Below are 18,729 nucleotides of genomic sequence, written 5' to 3'. Positions count from 1 at the left end.
CGCTCCTCGAACCCGTGTCCGTGTCTACGTCCTTACGCAGGTCTAAGGGTGCCATGCCGGACCCGTCCTGCCTGCATCGGCATCGGCGCTGTGACCGGCTGCACGCCGCCGGTCACGGCCCGGGGCGGTTCATGCGGGGACCCGGACGCCGGCCAGGTGCTCGATCGTGCGGCGTGCGCTGGGGCCGACGAGGGCGGCCCAGTCGGCCGGGGAGGCGGTGAGCCAGCCGGTCAGGCGGGTGGCGAAGCCGGGGACGCGGCGGGCCAGGTCGACCAGGGCGCGGTCGTAGCGGGCGGCGCCCTCGGGGGTGGTCACGAGCCGCAGGCCGACGCGCTGGACGAGGCCGCGCACCGCGTCGCCGTGGGTCGTGGAGACGGCCGTCCGCAGCAGGGTGTCGAGGACGCCGGGGTCGTGTTCGTGGGCCAGCAGGTGCTCGCGCAGGTCGGCGCGGAGCGGGGTGGCGGCGGGGGCGCCGGGCGGGGCGAGCACGGCGGCGAGGGCGGTGCGCACGCGTACGGGGCCGTCTTGGAGGAGGCCGGTGAGCAGCGGGAACAGCAGCGGGCGGGCGTCACCGCCCTGGTCGAGGCGGTTGTCGGCATGGCGGGCCAGCTGCTCGGCGAGGGTCTCCGGACGCCGTTGCACCGCGTCGCGCAGGACGGCGGCGGTCCGGTGGGCCAGGGGCGGCGGCACGGCGTCGGCGAGCGCGGCCAGGGCCCGTCCGGCCTCCCGTGGGCCGGCGGTGAGCAGCCGGCTGCGGAAGGCGTCGAGGACCTCCTCGGGATGGGTCGGCAGGGCGGTGGCCAGGGCTCCGGGCGGCAGCTGCGGGTCGCCGGCCGTGAAGTGGCGCAGGGCCTGGGGCAGGTGGCGGGCGCGGGTGTGCGGGTCGCGGACCAGGAGGGCCAGCGCCCGGCCGTGCAGCGCGGTGTCGGCGGGGCGGGCGAGCAGGGCGAGCGCGGCGTAGCGCAGCAGCTCGCGGTCGGCGTCGGTGCGCACGTGCGGGGCGGCCCGCAGTCCGTACGTCACGGCCGTGGCCCGGCGGGCGAAGCGCTCGTCGTGCGCCCAGCGGTCGACGGCCCGGCACAGCGCGGACGGCTCCTCCTCGGCGAGGACGTCGAGGAGTTCGTCGGCGCGCGGATGGGCGGCGTCCGCGAGGACCTCGGTGAGGTCGTCGAGGGCGCGGTGCCGGTGGGTGTGCAGCAGCGCCTGCGCGGCCGTGGCCACGGTGGCGTGCGGGGTCGCGGGCAACGGCCGCCCGTCGTCGAACCACCGCACCAGATGCGGGTGTACGGCGGTGGGGTGGGCGGCAAGCAGGTCCGCGACGGTGTCCAGGAACCGGGGTGTCGCGCCGTCCTGCGGGGCGGGGTCGGCGAGGACCAGGCGGCGCAGCAGGTCGAGGAGGTCCGCCGGGGGCAGACCGAGGGACGTCCAGAAGGCGGGCCCGAACCGCGCGACCGCCGGACAGGGCCCGGCGGACTGGTCGGCGCCCTCCTCGACGGCACTGCCCGCGTCCCGCTCGGCGGACTGGTCGGCGCCCTGCTCGACGGCACGGCCCGCGTCCCGCTCAACGGCACCCCCGTCGTCCGGCTCGGTGATCGGGTTGGCGGCCCGCTCAGCGGGTCCGGCGGCGTCCCGCTCGGCGGCTCGCTCGTCGATCCGCTCGGCGGCCCGGCCGGCGACCCACTCCGCGAGCCTGCGCAGGACGCCGAGGTGGCGGGTGCCGTCGGCGACGCGTGGCAGGGTCTCGGCGAGCAGCTGGGCGGGCCACCAGGACTCCGGGTCGTCGTCGAGCGCGTCGAGGAGGTCGGCCAGGCGCCGGGTGAGGGCGTGTGCGCCCTGCTGGCGTTCCAGCAGGAGGAGGGCCTGGACGACGGGGCCGATGCGGTGGTGCGGGACGGGCAGGGGGTGGGTGTCGGTGCCGTGCACGAGGACGCGCAGCGCCTCGTCGAGGTCGAGGTGCAGGCCCTGGATGTGGTCGGCGAGTTCCTCGTGGGCGAAGCGGTAGCCGTCGCCGGCGGGGACGATCAGGCCCTCGGTGAGCACGGCGGAGGCCCAGCCGGTGCCGCCGCCCAGCTCGGGCGGTGCCTGGCCCCAAGGGAAGACGGCCTCGAAGGAGGGCCGGTCCAGCTCGCCCTGTCCGGGGCCGAGGCTGCGCCGGGCCGCCTCGTGGACCTGTCCGGCGACCTTCGCGGCGAGCCGCCGCACGGCCGTCCCGCGCAGTCCGCGCCCGGCGGCGAGACGCACGGCGATGCGCAGGCACATCAGGTCCAGGTAGGCGGAGAGCACGTCGTGCCGGTCGAGGCGGGGGGCGGGGGGCGGCTCGGACTCCGCGGTCGGTGCGGCACCGGCGGTGGGCGGCTGAGGGGGCGCGGTGACCGGAGGTTCGGGCAGGGCGGTACGGAGGTCGGCCAGCAGGCGCAGGGTGAGGGGGTGGCGGGCGTCGGCGTCGGCGAGGACGCCGTCGGGGATGCCGTACCGGGCACGGGCGAGCCGGGCCTCGTCGTCGGTCAGGTCGCCGAGGACCACGCACGGCGGCAGGCCGGGGCCGGGATCGCCGTACAGCAGCCGGGACGGGAAGTGGGGGCCGGCCTCCTCCCAGTACTCCGGGCGGCAGGCCACGACCAGACGTGCCCCGGTCTCCGCCAGCCAGGCCGCCGTGCCCGCGGTCCACTCCGCCAGGCGGTGGGCGAGGAGGGGCGGCATCTCCTCGGGGCCGTCGAGCAGCAGGAGCAGTGGGCGGGCGGCGGCGCGGGCCAGGCGGGCGAGCCGTTCGGGCGCGAGGTCGCCCAGGTCGGCGGGGTCGGCGTCGCGGGAGGCGGCGACGATCCGGGCCGCGCGGGTGAGGGCGCGGCGGGCCGCGTCGGCGACGGAGGTGTCGGCGTCGGTGAGGTCGGCGCCGCGCAGCCACAGGGTGGGCGCGGGCTCGGCGGCGTGGTGGCGGCGGCCGGCGAGGGCGGCCAGCTCGGTCGTACGGCCGCTGCCGGGGGCGCCGACGAGGGCGAGCACGGCGGCCGGGCCCGCCGTGAACGCGGCGAACTCCCGCGCCGGGGCGACGCGTTCGACGGGTGGCGAAGCGGGGCGGGGTGGGCCGTCGCAGCCGACGGAGGTGGCGGTGAGGGCGAGGACGCCGGCGAGGTTGAGGTCGGCGCCGTAGGCGGGGACGGTGGCCGCGTTGGAGGCGAGCAGGTCGGCGAGCGGGCCGGCGGGGGCGGGCCGCAGCGGTACGGCGAACCCGGTGTCCCGGTGTTCGGACCGCAGGGCCGTGCCGACGACGCCGACGACGGCGCCGGTGGCCGTGTCCAGCACGGGGGCGCCGGCCGCTCCCCCGCCGAGCCGGAGGGCGTCCTGGCCGGCGGTGCCGATGGCCAGCTCCAAGGCGTCGTCGACGACGTGGAAGCGGTCGGTGGCCGCGTACGTCACGCTGGTCGCGCCGAGCAGCCGGGCCTCGCGCCAGCAGCCGGCGGCGAGACGGACGTAGGTGCCGGTGTCGACGCGGTCCCGGACGGTCACGGGGAGCGGGTCGGTGCCGAGGCCCTCGGTGCGGACGAGGGCGAGGCCGTGCTCGGGCAGCGGGGTGACGGCGTCGGCGGTGACGACACAGCTGCGCTCGCCGGTGCCGTACAGGGCGAGGCGGGCGAGGCCGTCGACGGTCTCGTGGCTGGTGAGGATCGTGCCGTGGTGGTCGGCGGCGAAGCCGAGGCCGCGGGGCCGGCCGGCGAGGTCGCGGATGCGGACGAGGGCGGCGTCCGGGCCGGTCACGGAGCGGGCGGTGTCGTCGTACGTGTGCCGGGAAAGGTCCCGCGGGCCCCGTCCCGCCATCGTCGTACCTCCCGCCTGTGCTCTTGCCTTCGACGGTAGGCGCGGGGTGATCGGCGGGACAGATCGCGTGGGAAAAGCGCCCCCCTGCGCTCCCCCGGTTCACTCCGAGCGCCTGCCCGGTCGGGTGAATGGAACGGGGGCGCCGGACACACCCTAGGGGTGGGGGAACCGAGGGGGGACCGTGGAGCGGCGGGACAGGTACCCCGTGCCGCCGCTCCACGGGCGGACCCTCGGACCGTGGGCCGTTCGGGCCCGTGCGTCAGGCGAAGACGGCGAGGCTCTTGGCCTTGCCCCGGTGCGACTCCACGAGGGCGAGCAGCCGGTTCTCCGGGCCGAAGACGGCCACGGGGCCGGCGTCCGCGTACTCCTCGGGCATCTCCAGGCGGACGCCGTTGGTGAGCAGGCGGGCGCGCCGCGCGTCCACGTCCCAGCGGCGGAACGCGGCGCCGGCCGCGTCGGCGATCGGCATCACCGTGAGCTCCTTCTGGAGCTCGTCGAGCGTCTTGGCCGCGTCCAGCTTGTACGGGCCGACGCGGGTGCGGCGCAGGGCGGTGAGATGGCCGCCGACGCCGAGGTCGGCGCCCAGGTCGCGGGCCAGGGCGCGGATGTAGGTGCCGGAGGAGCAGACCACGGAGACGATCAGGTCCAGCACCGGGGTGCCGTCCTCGGCGACGGCCTCGCGGACGTCGTACACCGTGAAGGAGGAGACGGTCACCGGGCGGGCCGGGATGTCGAACTCCTCGCCCTCGCGGGCGCGCTTGTAGGAGCGCACACCGTCGATCTTGATCGCGCTGACCTTGGACGGCACCTGCATGATCTCGCCGGTCAGCTTGGCGATGCCGGTGTCGACGGCGTCCCGGGTGACCTGGGAGGCGTCGGTGGCGGAGGTGATCTCCCCCTCGGCGTCGTCCGTGAGCGTGGTCTGGCCCAGGCGGATGGTGCCCAGGTACTCCTTCTCGGTCAGTGCGAGGTGGCCGAGGAGCTTGGTGGCCTTCTCCACGCCGAGGACCAGCACGCCGGTCGCCATCGGGTCGAGGGTGCCGGCGTGGCCGATGCGGCGGGTCCTGGCGATCCCGCGCATCTTGGCGACCACGTCGTGCGAAGTGAAGCCCGACGGCTTGTCGACGATGACGAGGCCGTCGGGCGGGGTGGGCTTGCGGTCGTTCATTCGGCGGTGTCGTCCGTCCCGTCCGTCTCGTCGTCGGCGGCCGGCTTCTTGTACGGGTCGGCGCCGGCGGCGTACGTCGCGCCGGTGGCCGCCTCGCGCACCTGGGCGTCGGAGGCGCGCGCCTTGTCGAGGAGGTCCTCGATGGTCCGGGCGGTGTCGGGGAGAGCGTCCGCGACGAAGGTGAGGGTCGGCGTGAACTTCACGCCGGCGGCCCGGCCGACCTCCGAGCGGAGGATGCCCTTGGCGCTCTCCAGGCCGGCGGCCGCCGCCTGGCGCTCCTCCTCGTCGCCGTACACCGTGTAGAAGACGGTCGCCTCCCGCAGGTCACCCGTGACCCGGGTGTCCGTGATGGTGACGTGCGAGCCGAGCCGCGGGTCCTTGATCCCGCGCTGCAGCTTCTGGGCCACCACCTCTCGGATGAGGTCCGCCAGCCTTTTCGCCCGCGCGTTGTCGGCCACTGGTCCGTCTCCCGTTCCTTTTTCTGTCGTGCGTATCTGTGATCTGGCCGGCGTCAGTCGTCGTCGCCGTGGAAGCGGCGGCGTACGGCCAGCAGCTCCACCTCGGGGCGGGCCGCGACCAGCCGTTCGCACCGGTCGAGTATGTCGGTGAGGTGCCCCGCGTCGCCGGACACCACGGCGAGACCGATCTCGGCCCGCCGGTGGAGGTCCATGTGGTCCACCTCGGCCGCGCTCACCGCGTACTTGCGCTGGAGCTCGGCGACGATGGGGCGGACGACGGAGCGCTTCTCCTTCAGCGAGTGGACGTCGCCGAGGAGAAGGTCGAAGGACAGCGTCCCCACGTACATGTTGTCAGCCGGTTCACCCGCCGGCGCGGGATCGGTGGCCCCGGGGCCGTGTGGTGCCGGGGACACGGTTCAGGTTACGCGAACCCGGAGGCCGCCTCACCGGGGTTTTGCCTCGCCCCGATGCCTGAGGTCGGCGTCCCACGGGAGTGTTCTCAAGGGCGGCGCCGAGGGGGCCGGAAACGGCGCGCTGGCCGACGGGACACACGTCCCGTCGGCCAGCGGCCTGCCGTGGGGTTACGCCCGCGGCTTCTCTCGCATCTCGTACGTCGCGATGACGTCGTCGACCTTGATGTCGTTGAAGTTTCCGAGGTTGATACCACCCTCGAAGCCTTCGCGGATCTCGGTGACGTCGTCCTTGAAGCGACGCAGACCCTCGATGGTGAGGTTCTCCGCGACCACCTTGCCGTCTCGGATGAGGCGGGCCTTGGTGTTGCGGCGGACCTCGCCGGACCGGATGAGGACACCGGCGATGTTGCCCAGCTTGGACGACTTGAAGACCTCGCGGATCTCCGCCGTACCGAGCTCGACCTCCTCGTACTCCGGCTTCAGCATGCCCTTCAGGGCCGCCTCGATCTCCTCGATCGCCTGGTAGATGACCGAGTAGTACCGGACGTCCACGCCCTCGCGCTCGGCCATCTGCGCCGCGCGGCCGGCCGCGCGGACGTTGAAGCCGATCACGATGGCGTCGGAACCCATCGCCAGGTCGATGTCGGACTCCGTGACCGCACCGACGCCGCGGTGCAGGACGCGGATGTCGACCTCCTCGCCGACGTCCAGCTGGAGCAGGGAGGACTCGAGGGCCTCGACGGAACCGGAAGCGTCACCCTTGATGATCAGGTTCAGCTGCTGGACCTCGCCGGCCTTCAGGACCTTGTCCAGGTCCTCCAGCGACACACGGCGCGTGCGCTTGGCGAAGGCCGCGTTGCGCTCGCGGGCCGCACGCTTCTCCGCGATCTGGCGGGCCGTACGGTCCTCCTCGACCACGATGAAGTTGTCACCGGCACCCGGGACGTTGGTCAGACCCAGGACCTGGACCGGCGTGGACGGGCCCGCCTCGGCGACGTTGTTGCCGTTGTCGTCGAGCATGGCGCGGACACGGCCGTAGGCGTCGCCGACGACCATCGTGTCGCCCACACGGAGCGTGCCTCGCTGGACGAGGACCGTCGCCACGGCACCACGGCCGCGGTCCAGGCGGGACTCGATCGCGATGCCCTGTGCGTCCTGGTGGGGGTTCGCACGCAGGTCCAGCGCCGCGTCCGCCGTCAGGATGACGGCCTCCAGCAGGCTGTCGATGTGCAGACCCTGCTTGGCGGAGATGTCGACGAACATGGTGTCGCCGCCGTACTCCTCGGCCACCAGGCCGAACTCGGTCAGCTGACCGCGCACCTTGGTCGGGTCGGCGCCCTCGACGTCGATCTTGTTGACCGCGACCACGATCGGCACACCGGCCGCCTTGGCGTGGTTCAGGGCCTCGACCGTCTGCGGCATCACACCGTCGTTGGCCGCGACCACCAGGATCGCGATGTCCGTCGACTTCGCACCACGGGCACGCATGGCGGTGAACGCCTCGTGACCCGGGGTGTCGATGAAGGTGATGGCCCGGTCCTCGCCGTTGACCTGGGTCGCGACCTGGTAGGCACCGATGTGCTGGGTGATGCCACCGGCCTCGCCCGCGATGACGTTCGTCTTGCGGATGGCGTCGAGCAGGCGGGTCTTACCGTGGTCGACGTGACCCATGACGGTCACGACCGGCGGACGGACGACCAGGTCCTCCTCGGAGCCCTCGTCCTCGCCGAACTCCAGGTCGAAGGACTCGAGCAGCTCGCGGTCCTCCTCCTCGGGGCTGACGATCTGAACCGTGTAGTTCATCTCGCCGGCGAGGAGCTGCAGCGTCTCGTCGGAGACGGACTGCGTGGCCGTGACCATCTCGCCGAGGTTCATCATGACCGCGACGAGGGACGCCGGGTTGGCGTTGATCTTCTCCGCGAAGTCCGTGAGCGACGCGCCGCGGGAGAGACGGATGGTCTCGCCGTTGCCGCGCGGCAGCATCACGCCGCCGACGCTCGGGGCCTGCATGGCCTCGTACTCCTGACGGCGCTGCCGCTTCGACTTGCGGCCACGACGCGCCGGACCGCCGGGACGGCCGAACGCACCCTGCGTGCCACCACGGCCACCGGGACCACCCGGACGGCCACCGAAGCCGGGACGGCCACCGCCGCCACCGAAGCCGCCGCCACCACCGGGACGACCGGCGAAACCGCCGCCGCCACCGGGACGGCCCGCACCGCCGCCGCCACCGGGACGACCGGCGAAACCGCCGCCGCCACCGGGACGACCGGCACCGCCGGGACGACCCGCACCACCGCCCGGACCACGGCCACCGGGGCCGGGACGCGGACCGGCAGCGGGACGCTGCGGCATCATGCCGGGGTTCGGACGCGGACCGGACGGGCCGGGACGCGGACCGCCCTGCGGACGCGGCATCGAGCCCGGGGTCGGACGGTTGCCGCCCGGAGCCTGCGGACGCGGACCGCCCTGGCCGCCGGGGGCCTGCGGACGCGGACCGGCGCCGGGGGCACCGGCACCGCCGGGACGCGGCCCCTGCGGGCGGGGAGCCTGCGGGCGCGCCATGCCGGCGTTGCCGCCGGAGGTGAAGGGGTTGTTGCCCGGACGCGGACCGGCCGGACGGGCACCCGGACGCGGAGCACCGCCACCGGGACGCGCGCCGCCCTGGGCGGCGGCGGGGCGCTGGCCCTGCTGGCCCTGGCCGGGAGCACCGGGACGGGCACCGCCGGGCTTGGGGGCACCGGGACGCGCGCCGGGGCGAGGACCCTGGGCGGCCGGAGCCTGAGGAGCCTGCGGAGCGGCGGGGGCGGCCGGCGGAGCGGTGAACTCCGGGGCGGCCGGAGCCGGACGCGGCGCGGGCTTGGGACCCGGCACCGGACGCGGACCGGAGGTCTGCGCGGGAGCCGAGGGAGCCGCGGGCTGCTGCGCCGCGGGCTTGGGTGCGGCCGGCGGCTTGGGAGCAGCCGGACGTGCCGCCTGCGCCGGGGAGGGCGCGGCGGGCCTGGGGGCCGCCTTCTTCGGGGCGGCGGGCTTGCCGGCGGACTTGCCGGAGCCACCACCCTGGAAGGCGTCGGTCAGCTTGCGTACTACGGGCGCTTCGATCGTCGAAGACGCCGAACGGACGAATTCACCGAGTTCCTGGAGCTTGGCCATGACGACCTTGCTCTCGACACCGAACTCCTTGGCGAGTTCGTAGACCCGGACCTTAGCCACTTCGCTCCTTTGAGGTCCGGGTTGCAGCCGGACCGTCGCTAGTTCATGGGCGTACTCATCGCGTACTCATCGAGTGCTCATCGCAATCTCGACCTGCTTTCGACTCGCGAGGTACCTACACCGCACGGGGTGCCGTGCGGCACGTCTTCCTTACCGTGTTGCCTGCTCGGCAACTGTTGCCCGCTCGACGTACTGGCGCAACGCCTTTGTGTCGAGCGCTCCCGGGGCGCGCAACGCCCTCGTGAACGCCCGGCGGCGCACCGCCTGGTCGAGACAGACCAGGGCGGGGTGCACGTACGCACCCCGGCCGGGCAGCGTACCGCGAGGATCGGGGACGCACTCGTCCTTGATCGCCACGATGCGCAGCAGCTCCGTCTTGGCCGCTCGCTCCCGGCACCCCACACAGGTGCGTTCAGGGCACACGCGGGCCTGCGTCCGGCCAGACACCCTTCAGTCTACCTCCCCGTACGCACCTCACCCCTTTGGGGCAGGATTCGAACAGTTGCCGCACACCAACCTGTCGTGATCTCAGCCACGGACGGCCGAGATTTATTCCTCCGGGGTCTACTCCCCCGGGTGACCGGTCTGCTCGGTGTCCGGCCGGATGTCGATCCGCCAGCCGGTGAGACGGGCGGCCAGTCGGGCGTTCTGGCCCTCCTTGCCGATCGCCAGCGACAGCTGGTAGTCGGGCACGGTGACCCGGGCGGACCGCGTCGACATGTCGACGATCTCCACCTTCGACACCCGTGCGGGTGACAGGGCGTTCGCCACCATCTCGGCCGGGTCGTCCGACCAGTCGACGATGTCGATCTTCTCACCGTTCAGTTCGCCCATGACATTGCGCACGCGGCCGCCCATCGGGCCGATGCAGGCGCCCTTGGCGTTCAGGCCCGAGCGGGTGGAGCGAACGGCGATCTTGGTGCGGTGACCGGCCTCACGGGCGATCGCGGCGATCTCGACGGAGCCGTCGGCGATCTCCGGGACCTCCAGGGCGAACAGCTTCTTCACCAGGTTGGGGTGCGTACGGGACAGCGTGACCGACGGACCGCGCACGCCCTTGGCCACCCGCACGACGTAGGACCGCAGGCGCATGCCGTGCGGGTACGTCTCACCGGGGACCTGCTCCTGCACCGGCAGGATGGCCTCCAGCTTGCCGATGTCCACCAGCACGTTCTTCGGGTCGCGGCCCTGCTGGACCACGCCGGTGACGATGTCGCCCTCGCGGCCGGCGTACTCGCCGAGCGTGGCGTCGTCCTCCGCGTCCCGCAGCCGCTGCAGGATCACCTGCTTGGCGGTCGTCGCGGCGATCCGGCCGAAGCCGGAGGGGGTGTCGTCGAACTCGCGGGGCTCCTGGCCCTCCTCGAGATCCTCCGGGTCCTCCTTCGCCCACACGGTCACATGCCCGGTCTCCCGGTTGAGCTCCACGCGCGCGTGTCGGCGGCTTCCCTCGGTGCGGTGGTAGGCGATGAGGAGGGCCGACTCGATCGCCTCGACCAGCAGGTCGAAGGAGATCTCCTTCTCCCGTACCAAGCCCCGCAGGGCACTCATGTCGATGTCCACGGCTACGCCTCCTCTGCGTTCTCGTTCTTGTCCTTGCGGCTGAATTCCACCTGCACGCGCGCCTTCGCGATCTCCGGGAAGGCGATGCGGCGGGTGGTGGCCTTGCGACCCTTGACCCCGGGCACCTCGAGGTCGAGTCCTTCGTCGTCGACCTGCAGGATCCGCGCGACCAGCTCGCCGCCCTCGGCCAGCTGGAACTTCACCAGCCGGCCCGCGGCACGCACGTAGTGCCGGTGCTCGGTGAGGAGGCGCTCCGCGCCCGGGGTGCCGACCTCGAGGGTGTACTCCCCCTCGCCCATCGCGTCGGTCTCGTCGAGCTTCGCCGAGAGCTCACGGCTCACATCGGCGATCTGGTCCAGGTCCGCTCCGGTGTCGGAGTCGACGACGACGCGCAGCACACGCTTGCGCCCGACGGAGTCCACGGCGATCTCTTCGAGATCGAGCCCCTGGGAGGTGACGAGCGGTTCCAGCAGTTCCCGCAGCCTCTCGTTCTGGGTGGTGCTCATCCGGGTGACTCCTCGGCCGCGTGTGCTGTTGTGGGATGGGTCGCGTGTCAGGTCAAAGGGTATCCGGTCCCGGACGGTGATGCCGTCCACCTGTGTCCGGGCGGTGCCGGTGCGTGGCCGTGTCGGCGGTGGAGGGTGGAGGGGGTGGGGACGGAGGGTGAGTGGTGGCGGCGCGTTGTCCGTGGTGCCGGTGCGTGGTCCGTGGTGTGGTGCCGGTGCGTGGTCGCCCTCGCGGTGGAAGGGTGCCGACGGGTGGTCGGTGGTGCCGCTGGGTGGTGGTCCACAGCGGCGCGGGTACGGTGATCACGGGCCGTGTGCCCGCCCGTCCCGCTTCGTACGAGTTCCCTGAGGACGACTGCCGTGCCGTTCCCTCCGCCGCCGCGCCTGCCCTCGGGGCCGCGCAGAAGATCCCTGCTCGTCGCGTCCGCCGCGTCCGCCGCGGGCGCCGTGCTGGTCACGGGCTGCTCCGGCGGCTCGGGAGGCGGTGACGGGGGCACGGGTGGCAGCCCGTCGGTGTCCGAGCGGGCACGCGCGCGTGCGGCGCGGGACAGCGCGGGGCTGGTGGCGCGGTACGACGCCGTGCTCGCCGCCCATCCGCGGCTCGCGGCGCGGCTGGCGCCGCTGCGGGCGGAGGTCGTCCGGCATATGGAGGTGTTCGGGGGGACGGGATCCTCGTCCACGGCTTCCGGGAGTCCGTCCGCGGGGTCCTCGTCCGGGGTGGGGGCCTCGCCTTCGGCTTCCGGGAGTCCGTCGGTGGGCTCGTCGTCCGGGGCGGCTGCCGGCGGTGGCTCGGCTTCAGCCGGCGTGCCCGGTACCGAGAAGGACGCCCTCGGGCAGCTGGCCGCCGCCGAGCGGGAGCTGGCCGACCGGCGGGTCGCCGCGCTGACCGGCGTCGACGGCGAGCTGGCGCGGCTGCTGGCCTCCGTGGCGGCGGCCGGGGCGGGACACGCGTTTCTGCTGACGGAGGGGGCCGCGTGAGCGACCGGCAGGTGATCGAGGCGCTGCAGGCCGCACTCGCGGCCGAACACGCCGCCGTGTACGGCTACGGCGTCGTCGGCGGCCGGATCGGCGAGACCCGGCGCGCGGAGGCCCGGGCGGCGTACGACGCGCACCGGGCGCGGCGCGACGCCCTGGCTCGCGAGGTGCGCGACCGGGGCGCCCAGCCGGTCGCCGCCGCGGCCGGGTACGCGCTGCCGTTCCCCGTGCCGGACTCCGCCGCCGCCGTGCGGCTCGCCGCCGACCTGGAGGAACGTGTCGCCGGGGTGTACTCCGACCTGGTGCGGGCCGGCGACGGCGCGCGGCGGCGGGAGGCCGCGGACGCCCTGCGGGAGGCGGCGGTCCGGGCGGTGCGGTGGCGCGGCGGGAGCGTAGCCTTCCCTGGGCTCGCCGAACGGGGCGGGACGGGGGCGGCGGCGCCCACGGCGGGCGCGGCGACGCCCACGGCGTAGCGGAAGAAAGGAACGGCTCGCGTATGGCTTTCGAACCGCCGCGGCGTCTGGTCAGGGCGCTCGGTGAGACGGCACCGGGCGGTGACGAGTGGCTGGAGAAGCTGCCGGACACCGTGTCGCAGGCCGTCGCGCTACGCGAGTTGACCGTCGAGCGGGTGCAGGTGCCGGGTGGCCGCAGCAGCCTGGTGCTGCTGGTGCGGCGCCCGGACGGCACGCCGGCGGTGCTGAAGCTCGCGCCGCCGCGGGCCCGGCCGGAGGCGGAGCGGGCGGCGCTGGCGCACTGGGGCGGTCTGGGGGCCGTTCAGCTGGCGGAGCCGTTCACCCTGCCGGGGGTGCTGCTGCTGGAGCGGCTGCACCCGGAGGTGTCGGTGCGGTCGTTGCCGGAGGCGCGGGCGCTGCTGGAGGCGGCGGGGACGCTCAGACGGCTGTGGGTCGCGCCGCCCGCCGGACACGCGTTCGAGACGGTGGCCGAGCGGACCGGGCGGCAGGCCGAGGCGATGCGGGCGAGCGCGGAGCGGGACGCGGAAGTGGCGCCGCTGGTCCGTGAGGCGCTGGCGGCGCGGGACTCCCTGCTGGTGGCTCCGCCGGAGGAGCGGTTGCTGCACGGGACGTTCCGGCAGAGCAAGGTGCTGGCCGGGGACCGGATGCCGTGGCTGGCGGTGGGGCCGGATCCGGTGGTCGGCGAGCCGGCGTTCGACCTGGCGCGGCTGGTGCGGGACCGGGTGGAGGATCTGGTCGCCACGCCGTCGGGTGGGGCGACGACGCGGCGGCGGGTGAAGCGGCTCGCGGAGTCGCTGGAGGTCGATCAGGAGCGGCTGCGGGGGTGGACGCTGTTCCGGGCCGTGGAGTCGGGGGTGCGGGCTCGGCGGGTGGGGCGGGAACGGGATGCGGAGCTGTTGCTGGAGTTCGCGGGGTGGCTTTAGCCTGCGGCGGCTGGGCGGGTGGGTGCGGGTCGCCTGCGGCGGCTTTGCGGGTGGGTGCGGATCGTTGCCGGGTGCGGGCGCCTGCGGCGGCTGTGCGGGTGGGTGCGGTTTCGTCGCCGGGTGCGGGTTTCGTCGTGGCTGGTCGCGCAGTTCCCCGCGCCCCTGAATGCCTGCGGCGGCCCGTTGCGATCCGCTGTGGCTGATGTAGCGCCTTCTGCCGGTGGTGGGGTCGGGGACTACAGGCCGTCGCCGCTACCTGCCTCCGTAGCTGCGGGCAGTCGTGCCGCTGGGGGCGGCACGGGTGGGCGCAGCGGCACCCCGCAACGCCGGGCCGCGCAACCCCGGCGGGCACCGAAGTCGCCGGGCGTCACGCACCGCAGGGCATCGCACCCCGGGGCGGGCAGCGCAACGCCGGGTGCAGCGCACCGTCGTTCAGGCGCCCCGGGGTGACCGCAACGCGGGTCGCGGTCACCCCGGGGGGCGGGTTACGCCGTGAGGCGGGTGATCGCTTCGGCGACCGGGAGTTCCTCGCGCTCCCCCGTGCGGCGGTCCTTCAGTTCCACCACGCCCTCGGCCGCGCGGCGCCCCGCGACCAGGATCCACGGCACGCCGATCAGTTCCGCGTCGGTGAACTTCACGCCGGGCGAGACGCCGGCGCGGTCGTCGACGAGGACGCGGACGCCCGCGGCGGAGAGCTGCTCGGAGACGTCGAGGGCCAGCTCGGTCTGCAGGGCCTTGCCCGCGGCGACCACGTGGACGTCGGCCGGGGCGACCTCCTTGGGCCAGCACAGCCCCTTGTCGTCGGCGGTCTGCTCGGCGAGCGCCGCGACCGCGCGGGAGACGCCGACGCCGTAGGAGCCCATGGTGACGCGGACCGGCTTGCCGTTCTGGCCGAGGACGTCCAGCTTGAGCGCGTCGGTGTACTTGCGGCCCAGCTGGAAGATGTGGCCGATCTCGATGGCGCGGTCCAGCTTGAGCCCGGTGCCGCACTTGGGGCAGGGGTCGCCGTCCTGGACGACCACGACGTCGACGTACGCGTCGACCTCGAAGTCGCGCCCGGCGACGACGTTCTTGGTGTGGGTGCCGGCCTTGTTCGCGCCGGTGATCCACGCCGTGCCGGGGGCGACGCGCGGGTCGGCGATGTAGGTCACCTTGTCCAGGCCCTGCGGGCCGACGTAGCCGCGGATCAGGTCGGGGCGGGTGGCGAAGTCCTCTTCGGTGACCATCTCGACCGTGGCGGGCGCGAAGTGCGCCTCGACCTTGTCCATGTCGACCTCGCGGTCGCCGGGCACGCCCACGGCGACGATCTCGCCGTCGACCTTCACGAGGAGGTTCTTCAGGGTGGCGGAGGCCGGGACGCCGAGGGAGGCGGCCAGGGTCTCGATGGTGGGGGTGTCGGGGGTGGGGATGTCCTCGGCGGCGGGCACGCCGGTGGCGTCGACCGGCTTCAGGTCGTAGGTGATCGCCTCGGTGTTGGCCGCGAAGTCGCAGTTCGGGCAGTCGGCGAAGGTGTCCTCGCCGGCCTCGGCGGGGGCGAGGAACTCCTCGGACTTGGAGCCGCCCATCGCGCCGGCGGTCGCGGCGCAGATGCGGTAGTCGAGGCCGAGGCGGGCGAAGATGCGCTGGTAGGCCTCGCGGTGCAGGGCGTAGGACTTCGCCAGGCCCTCGTCCTCGGTGTCGAAGGAGTAGGAGTCCTTCATCAGGAACTCGCGGCCGCGCAGGATGCCGGCGCGGGGGCGGGCCTCGTCGCGGAACTTCGTCTGGATCTGGTAGAGGATCACCGGCAGGTCCTTGTAGGAGGACGCCTGGTCCTTCACCAGGAGGGTGAAGATCTCCTCGTGGGTGGGGCCGAGGAGGTAGTCGCCGCCCTTGCGGTCCTGCAGGCGGAACAGCTCGGCGCCGTACTCGTCCCAGCGGCCGGTCGCCTCGTAGGGCTCGCGCGGCAGCAGGGCGGGCAGCAGGACCTCCTGGGCGCCGATGGCGTCCATCTCCTCGCGCACGATCCGCTCGACGTTGGCGAGGACCTTCTTGCCCAGCGGCAGCCAGGTCCAGATGCCGGCGGCGGTGCGGCGGACGTAGCCGGCGCGGACGAGCAGCTTGTGGCTGAGGACCTCGGCGTCCGCCGGGTCGTCGCGCAGCGTCTTCGCCATCAACTGGGACATGCGCTGGACCGGTGCGTTCGCCATGGCTCTCTTACTCCCGCTACGTGTAGGTGATGGCTAGGAGGTTAGCCGGGCGGCCGCCGTGGCCGGAAATCCGTTACCGGCGGCGCAGCGGGAGGGGGGCGCCCATCACGGCGTACGGCTTGGGGGCGCTCGGGAAGTGGACCTGGCGGGCGAGGTCGCGGTAGCCGAGGGAGCGGTACAGGGCGCGGGCGGGGCTCTCGGTGTCGATCGCGGAGAGGATCGAGCGGGGTTCGGCGGCGCCGTCGGTGATGGTGGTGATCAGGCGGCGGCCGATGCCGCGGTTCTGGTGGTCGGGGTGGACGTGGAGTTCGGTGATGACGAAGGAGTCGTTCAGCCACTCCTCGTGTCCCTGGGCGCGCAGGTAGGGCTCGACGACGGCGGACCACCAGTGGGTGCGGTCGTTGGGCATGCCGTAGACGAACCCGACGAGGCGGCCGTCGGCGATCGCGCCGAAGGCGCGGGCGCCCGGGTGGCTCATGTGGCGGATGACGATCTGGCGGCGTACGGCCACCTCGTCGGCGCCCAGCCCGAAGGCGACGGCCTGGACGGCCAGTGCCTCGTCGACGTGGGCGGACAGGTCCAGCGGGCCGATCTCGACATCCATGCCGGGAGCCTACAGCGGGCCTGGTGCGGGAGGGATCGGAAAAGCGGCCTCCTGTGGATCTCCCGTGGACCCCGTGGCTCGGACGAGCCTGATCAGAAGAGCACGCTCATGAACTCGCCGGCCTCCTGGAAGCCGACGCGGCGGTAGGTGCGGCGGGCGGGGGTGTTGAAGTCGTTGACGTAGAGGCTGACCACGGGCGCCACGTCGGCGAGCGCGTAGCGCAGGACGGCGGCCATGCCGGGGGCGGCGAGGCCCCGGCCGCGGTACTCGGGGGCGACCCACACGCCCTGGATCTGGCAGGCCTGCGGGGTCGCGGCGCCGATCTCCGCCTTGAACATCACCTTGCCGTGCTCGTCGATGCGGGCGAAGGAGCGGCCGGCGCCGACGAGTTCGGCCACCCGGGCCTGGTAGAGCAGGCCGCCGTCGCCGGCCAGCGGGGAGACACCGACCTCCTCGGTGAACATCGCCACGCAGGCCGGCATGATCGTCTCCATCTCGTCCTTGCGGACGCGGCGGACGTAGGGGTCCGGGGCGACGGTGTCGGACATGCGGTCGGTGACCATCAGCGGCTGGTGGGCGCGGACCTCGCGGGCGGGGCCCCAGTGCGGTTCGAGGAGGCGCCACAGCTCGGCGGTGGGGCCGGCGGGGCCGACGATCGAGGAGCAGCGGCGGCCGGCGCGGCGGGCGCGGTCCGCGAAGGCGCGTACGGCGCGGGGGGTGGCGCAGATCGGGACGAGGTTGGCGCCCGCGTAGCACAGGGAGGTCAGCATGCCGTCCTCGTACCAGCCCCACATCTCGCCGCCGAGCCGCCACGGGTCCAGGCCGGCGACCTGGACGCGGGAGGTCACGAAGGCGTTGTGCACCGGCTCGCGGTTCAGGACCGCGAGTGCGGCGTCCAGGTCGCTCGGTTCGAGGACCCGTGAGGTGGTCTGGGTCAACACGCGGGGGGCCTCACGGTCGGGGACGGGTGCGCTGGTCTCCGCACTATAACTGCGCCGTCTTCCCGGGCGCCTTCCCGGTCGGGGGCCCGCCCGGTGGGCGGGCGCGGGTCCCGGTGCGGCTCCCCGCGCCCCTTCACGGCGTTGCCCCGCGCGGCGCGTTGCGGCTCAGCCCGCCACGGTCACCGACGGTTCGCCGGATTCCGTGCCCTCCGACTGCATCTGCTCGGCGAGCTTCATCGCCTCTTCGATCAGGGTCTCGACGATCTTGGACTCGGGGACGGTCTTGATGACCTCGCCCTTGACGAAGATCTGGCCCTTGCCGTTGCCGGAGGCGACGCCGAGGTCGGCCTCGCGGGCCTCGCCGGGGCCGTTGACGACGCAGCCCATGACGGCGACGCGCAGCGGGACGTCCATGCCGGTCAGGCCCGCGGTGACCTCTTCGGCGAGCTTGTAGACGTCGACCTGGGCGCGGCCGCAGGACGGGCAGGAGACGATCTCCAGGCCGCGCTGGCGCAGGCCCAGGGACTGCAGGATCTGCAGGCCGACCTTGACCTCCTCGGCGGGCGGGGCCGAGAGGGAGACGCGGATGGTGTCGCCGATGCCCTGGGAGAGCAGCGCGCCGAAGGCGACGGCCGACTTGATGGTGCCCTGGAAGGCGGGGCCGGCCTCGGTGACGCCCAGGTGGAGGGGGTAGTCGCACTGGGCGGCGAGCTGGCGGTAGGCCTCGATCATGACGACCGGGTCGTTGTGCTTGACGGAGATCTTGATGTCGCGGAAGCCGTGCTCCTCGAAGAGGGACGCCTCCCACAGGGCGGACTCGACCAGCGCCTCGGGGGTGGCCTTGCCGTACTTCTGCAGCAGGCGCCGGTCCAGGGAGCCGGCGTTGACGCCGATACGGATCGGCGTGCCGTGGTCCTTGGCGGCCTGGGCGATCTCCTTGACCTTGTCGTCGAACTGCTTGATGTTGCCGGGGTTGACGCGGACGGCGGCGCAGCCGGCCTCGATCGCGGCGAAGACGTACTTCGGCTGGAAGTGGATGTCGGCGATGACCGGGATCTGGGACTTGCGGGCGATGGTCGCCAGCGCGTCGGCGTCGTCCTGGGTGGGGCAGGCCACGCGGACGATCTGGCAGCCGGAGGCGGTCAGCTCGGCGATCTGCTGGAGGGTGGCGCCGATGTCGGAGGTGCGCGTCGTGGTCATCGACTGCACGGAGATCGGGGCGTCCCCGCCCACCGCCACGGTTCCGACCTGGATCTGCCGGCTCTTCCGGCGCTCGGCGAGCTTGGTCGGTACGGACGGCATGCCGAGAGAAATCGCAGTCATCTGCTGTGCAACCCCAAGTCGTGGATCAAGGTCCCGGTCCCGTCGGTGGCGGGATTCCAGGCTTCGAGATTACGGCACGGGGGATCGCGCGGGCACATCACACCCGTAAACCCACTCGATGGGAGGCGGCCGGGTCCCCGTGGGGGCCCGGCCGCCTCGAACGCCGTGTG

The 18,729-nt window shown here is 73.8% G+C and carries 15 protein-coding genes; 3 read left to right on the top strand and 12 right to left on the bottom strand.

The window, feature by feature from the left end; translation table 11 throughout:
- Window positions 1-129 precede the first annotated feature (129 nt).
- The 8 genes from ACF1AL_RS31075 to rimP form a co-directional block, all read right to left on the bottom strand.
- On the bottom strand, window positions 130-3,816 hold the full coding sequence (locus ACF1AL_RS31075; protein ID WP_391828301.1) for a serine protease: 3,687 nt from the start codon (window positions 3,814-3,816) through the stop codon (window positions 130-132).
- Between the two features lie 259 nt (window positions 3,817-4,075).
- Window positions 4,076-4,984 carry a tRNA pseudouridine(55) synthase TruB gene (gene truB / locus ACF1AL_RS31070; RefSeq protein WP_391828299.1) on the bottom strand — a complete coding sequence of 303 codons (909 nt, stop codon included), beginning with the start codon at window positions 4,982-4,984 and terminating at the stop codon, window positions 4,076-4,078.
- The gene (rbfA, locus tag ACF1AL_RS31065) at window positions 4,981-5,442 is read right to left on the bottom strand and encodes a 30S ribosome-binding factor RbfA (protein WP_366841871.1); all 462 of its coding nucleotides are present in this window, start codon (window positions 5,440-5,442) and stop codon (window positions 4,981-4,983) included. The genes truB and rbfA overlap by 4 nt, the downstream gene beginning before the upstream one ends.
- A 53-nt stretch (window positions 5,443-5,495) precedes the next feature.
- A complete protein-coding gene (locus ACF1AL_RS31060) occupies window positions 5,496-5,789 on the bottom strand; it encodes a DUF503 domain-containing protein (RefSeq protein ID WP_366841872.1) in 294 nt (97 codons plus the stop codon).
- A gap of 234 nt (window positions 5,790-6,023) precedes the next feature.
- Entirely contained in the window at window positions 6,024-9,068 is a 3,045-nt protein-coding gene (gene infB, locus ACF1AL_RS31055) for a translation initiation factor IF-2 (protein WP_384212406.1), read from the bottom strand.
- Window positions 9,069-9,218: 150 nt separating this feature from the next.
- On the bottom strand, window positions 9,219-9,515 hold the full coding sequence (locus ACF1AL_RS31050; RefSeq protein ID WP_366841874.1) for a YlxR family protein: 297 nt from the start codon (window positions 9,513-9,515) through the stop codon (window positions 9,219-9,221).
- Between the two features lie 117 nt (window positions 9,516-9,632).
- A complete protein-coding gene (gene nusA, locus ACF1AL_RS31045; RefSeq protein WP_366841875.1) occupies window positions 9,633-10,628 on the bottom strand; it encodes a transcription termination factor NusA in 996 nt (331 codons plus the stop codon).
- A 2-nt stretch (window positions 10,629-10,630) separates the two neighbouring features.
- Window positions 10,631-11,134 carry a ribosome maturation factor RimP gene (rimP, locus tag ACF1AL_RS31040; protein WP_384212402.1) on the bottom strand — a complete coding sequence of 168 codons (504 nt, stop codon included), beginning with the start codon at window positions 11,132-11,134 and terminating at the stop codon, window positions 10,631-10,633.
- 360 nt (window positions 11,135-11,494) lie between these two features.
- On the opposite strand from rimP, the gene ACF1AL_RS31035 reads away from it, so the two are divergent.
- The 3 genes from ACF1AL_RS31035 to ACF1AL_RS31025 are packed head-to-tail and all read left to right on the top strand — an operon-like array spanning window position 11,495 to window position 13,505.
- The gene (locus ACF1AL_RS31035; protein WP_391828297.1) at window positions 11,495-12,112 is read left to right on the top strand and encodes a hypothetical protein; all 618 of its coding nucleotides are present in this window, start codon (window positions 11,495-11,497) and stop codon (window positions 12,110-12,112) included.
- The gene (locus ACF1AL_RS31030) at window positions 12,109-12,582 is read left to right on the top strand and encodes a ferritin-like domain-containing protein (RefSeq protein WP_391779525.1); all 474 of its coding nucleotides are present in this window, start codon (window positions 12,109-12,111) and stop codon (window positions 12,580-12,582) included. The genes ACF1AL_RS31035 and ACF1AL_RS31030 overlap by 4 nt, the downstream gene beginning before the upstream one ends.
- Before the next feature lie 23 nt (window positions 12,583-12,605).
- Window positions 12,606-13,505 (top strand): aminoglycoside phosphotransferase family protein, encoded by a 900-nt coding sequence (locus tag ACF1AL_RS31025; protein ID WP_386418117.1) that lies wholly within the window; start codon window positions 12,606-12,608, stop codon window positions 13,503-13,505.
- A gap of 485 nt (window positions 13,506-13,990) precedes the next feature.
- On the opposite strand, the gene ACF1AL_RS31020 is transcribed toward ACF1AL_RS31025, so the two are convergent.
- The 4 genes from ACF1AL_RS31020 to ispG form a co-directional block, all read right to left on the bottom strand.
- The gene (locus ACF1AL_RS31020; RefSeq protein ID WP_366837331.1) at window positions 13,991-15,691 is read right to left on the bottom strand and encodes a proline--tRNA ligase; all 1,701 of its coding nucleotides are present in this window, start codon (window positions 15,689-15,691) and stop codon (window positions 13,991-13,993) included.
- A gap of 73 nt (window positions 15,692-15,764) precedes the next feature.
- Window positions 15,765-16,295 carry a GNAT family N-acetyltransferase gene (locus tag ACF1AL_RS31015; protein WP_386418120.1) on the bottom strand — a complete coding sequence of 177 codons (531 nt, stop codon included), beginning with the start codon at window positions 16,293-16,295 and terminating at the stop codon, window positions 15,765-15,767.
- A 92-nt stretch (window positions 16,296-16,387) separates the two neighbouring features.
- Complete coding sequence (locus ACF1AL_RS31010; RefSeq protein WP_366837328.1) at window positions 16,388-17,236, bottom strand: GNAT family N-acetyltransferase; 849 nt, start codon at window positions 17,234-17,236, stop codon at window positions 16,388-16,390.
- A gap of 165 nt (window positions 17,237-17,401) precedes the next feature.
- On the bottom strand, window positions 17,402-18,559 hold the full coding sequence (ispG, locus tag ACF1AL_RS31005) for a flavodoxin-dependent (E)-4-hydroxy-3-methylbut-2-enyl-diphosphate synthase (RefSeq protein ID WP_384212390.1): 1,158 nt from the start codon (window positions 18,557-18,559) through the stop codon (window positions 17,402-17,404).
- Window positions 18,560-18,729 lie beyond the last annotated feature (170 nt).

The sequence above is a fragment of the Streptomyces sp. NPDC014801 genome, assembly GCF_043082085.1.
Lineage (GTDB): Bacteria > Actinomycetota > Actinomycetes > Streptomycetales > Streptomycetaceae > Streptomyces.
This window is presented reverse-complemented; position numbering and strand designations above follow the sequence as displayed.

Coding starts and splice junctions, on each gene's coding strand:
- ACF1AL_RS31075 (WP_391828301.1), bottom strand. CDS start 3,816: ATGGCGGGACGGGGCCCGCGGGACCTTTCCCGGCACACGTACGACGAC.
- truB (WP_391828299.1), bottom strand. CDS start 4,984: ATGAACGACCGCAAGCCCACCCCGCCCGACGGCCTCGTCATCGTCGAC.
- ACF1AL_RS31060 (WP_366841872.1), bottom strand. CDS start 5,789: ATGTACGTGGGGACGCTGTCCTTCGACCTTCTCCTCGGCGACGTCCAC.
- rimP (WP_384212402.1), bottom strand. CDS start 11,134: ATGAGCACCACCCAGAACGAGAGGCTGCGGGAACTGCTGGAACCGCTC.
- ACF1AL_RS31025 (WP_386418117.1), top strand. CDS start 12,606: ATGGCTTTCGAACCGCCGCGGCGTCTGGTCAGGGCGCTCGGTGAGACG.
- ACF1AL_RS31020 (WP_366837331.1), bottom strand. CDS start 15,691: ATGGCGAACGCACCGGTCCAGCGCATGTCCCAGTTGATGGCGAAGACG.
- ACF1AL_RS31015 (WP_386418120.1), bottom strand. CDS start 16,295: ATGGATGTCGAGATCGGCCCGCTGGACCTGTCCGCCCACGTCGACGAG.
- ispG (WP_384212390.1), bottom strand. CDS start 18,559: ATGACTGCGATTTCTCTCGGCATGCCGTCCGTACCGACCAAGCTCGCC.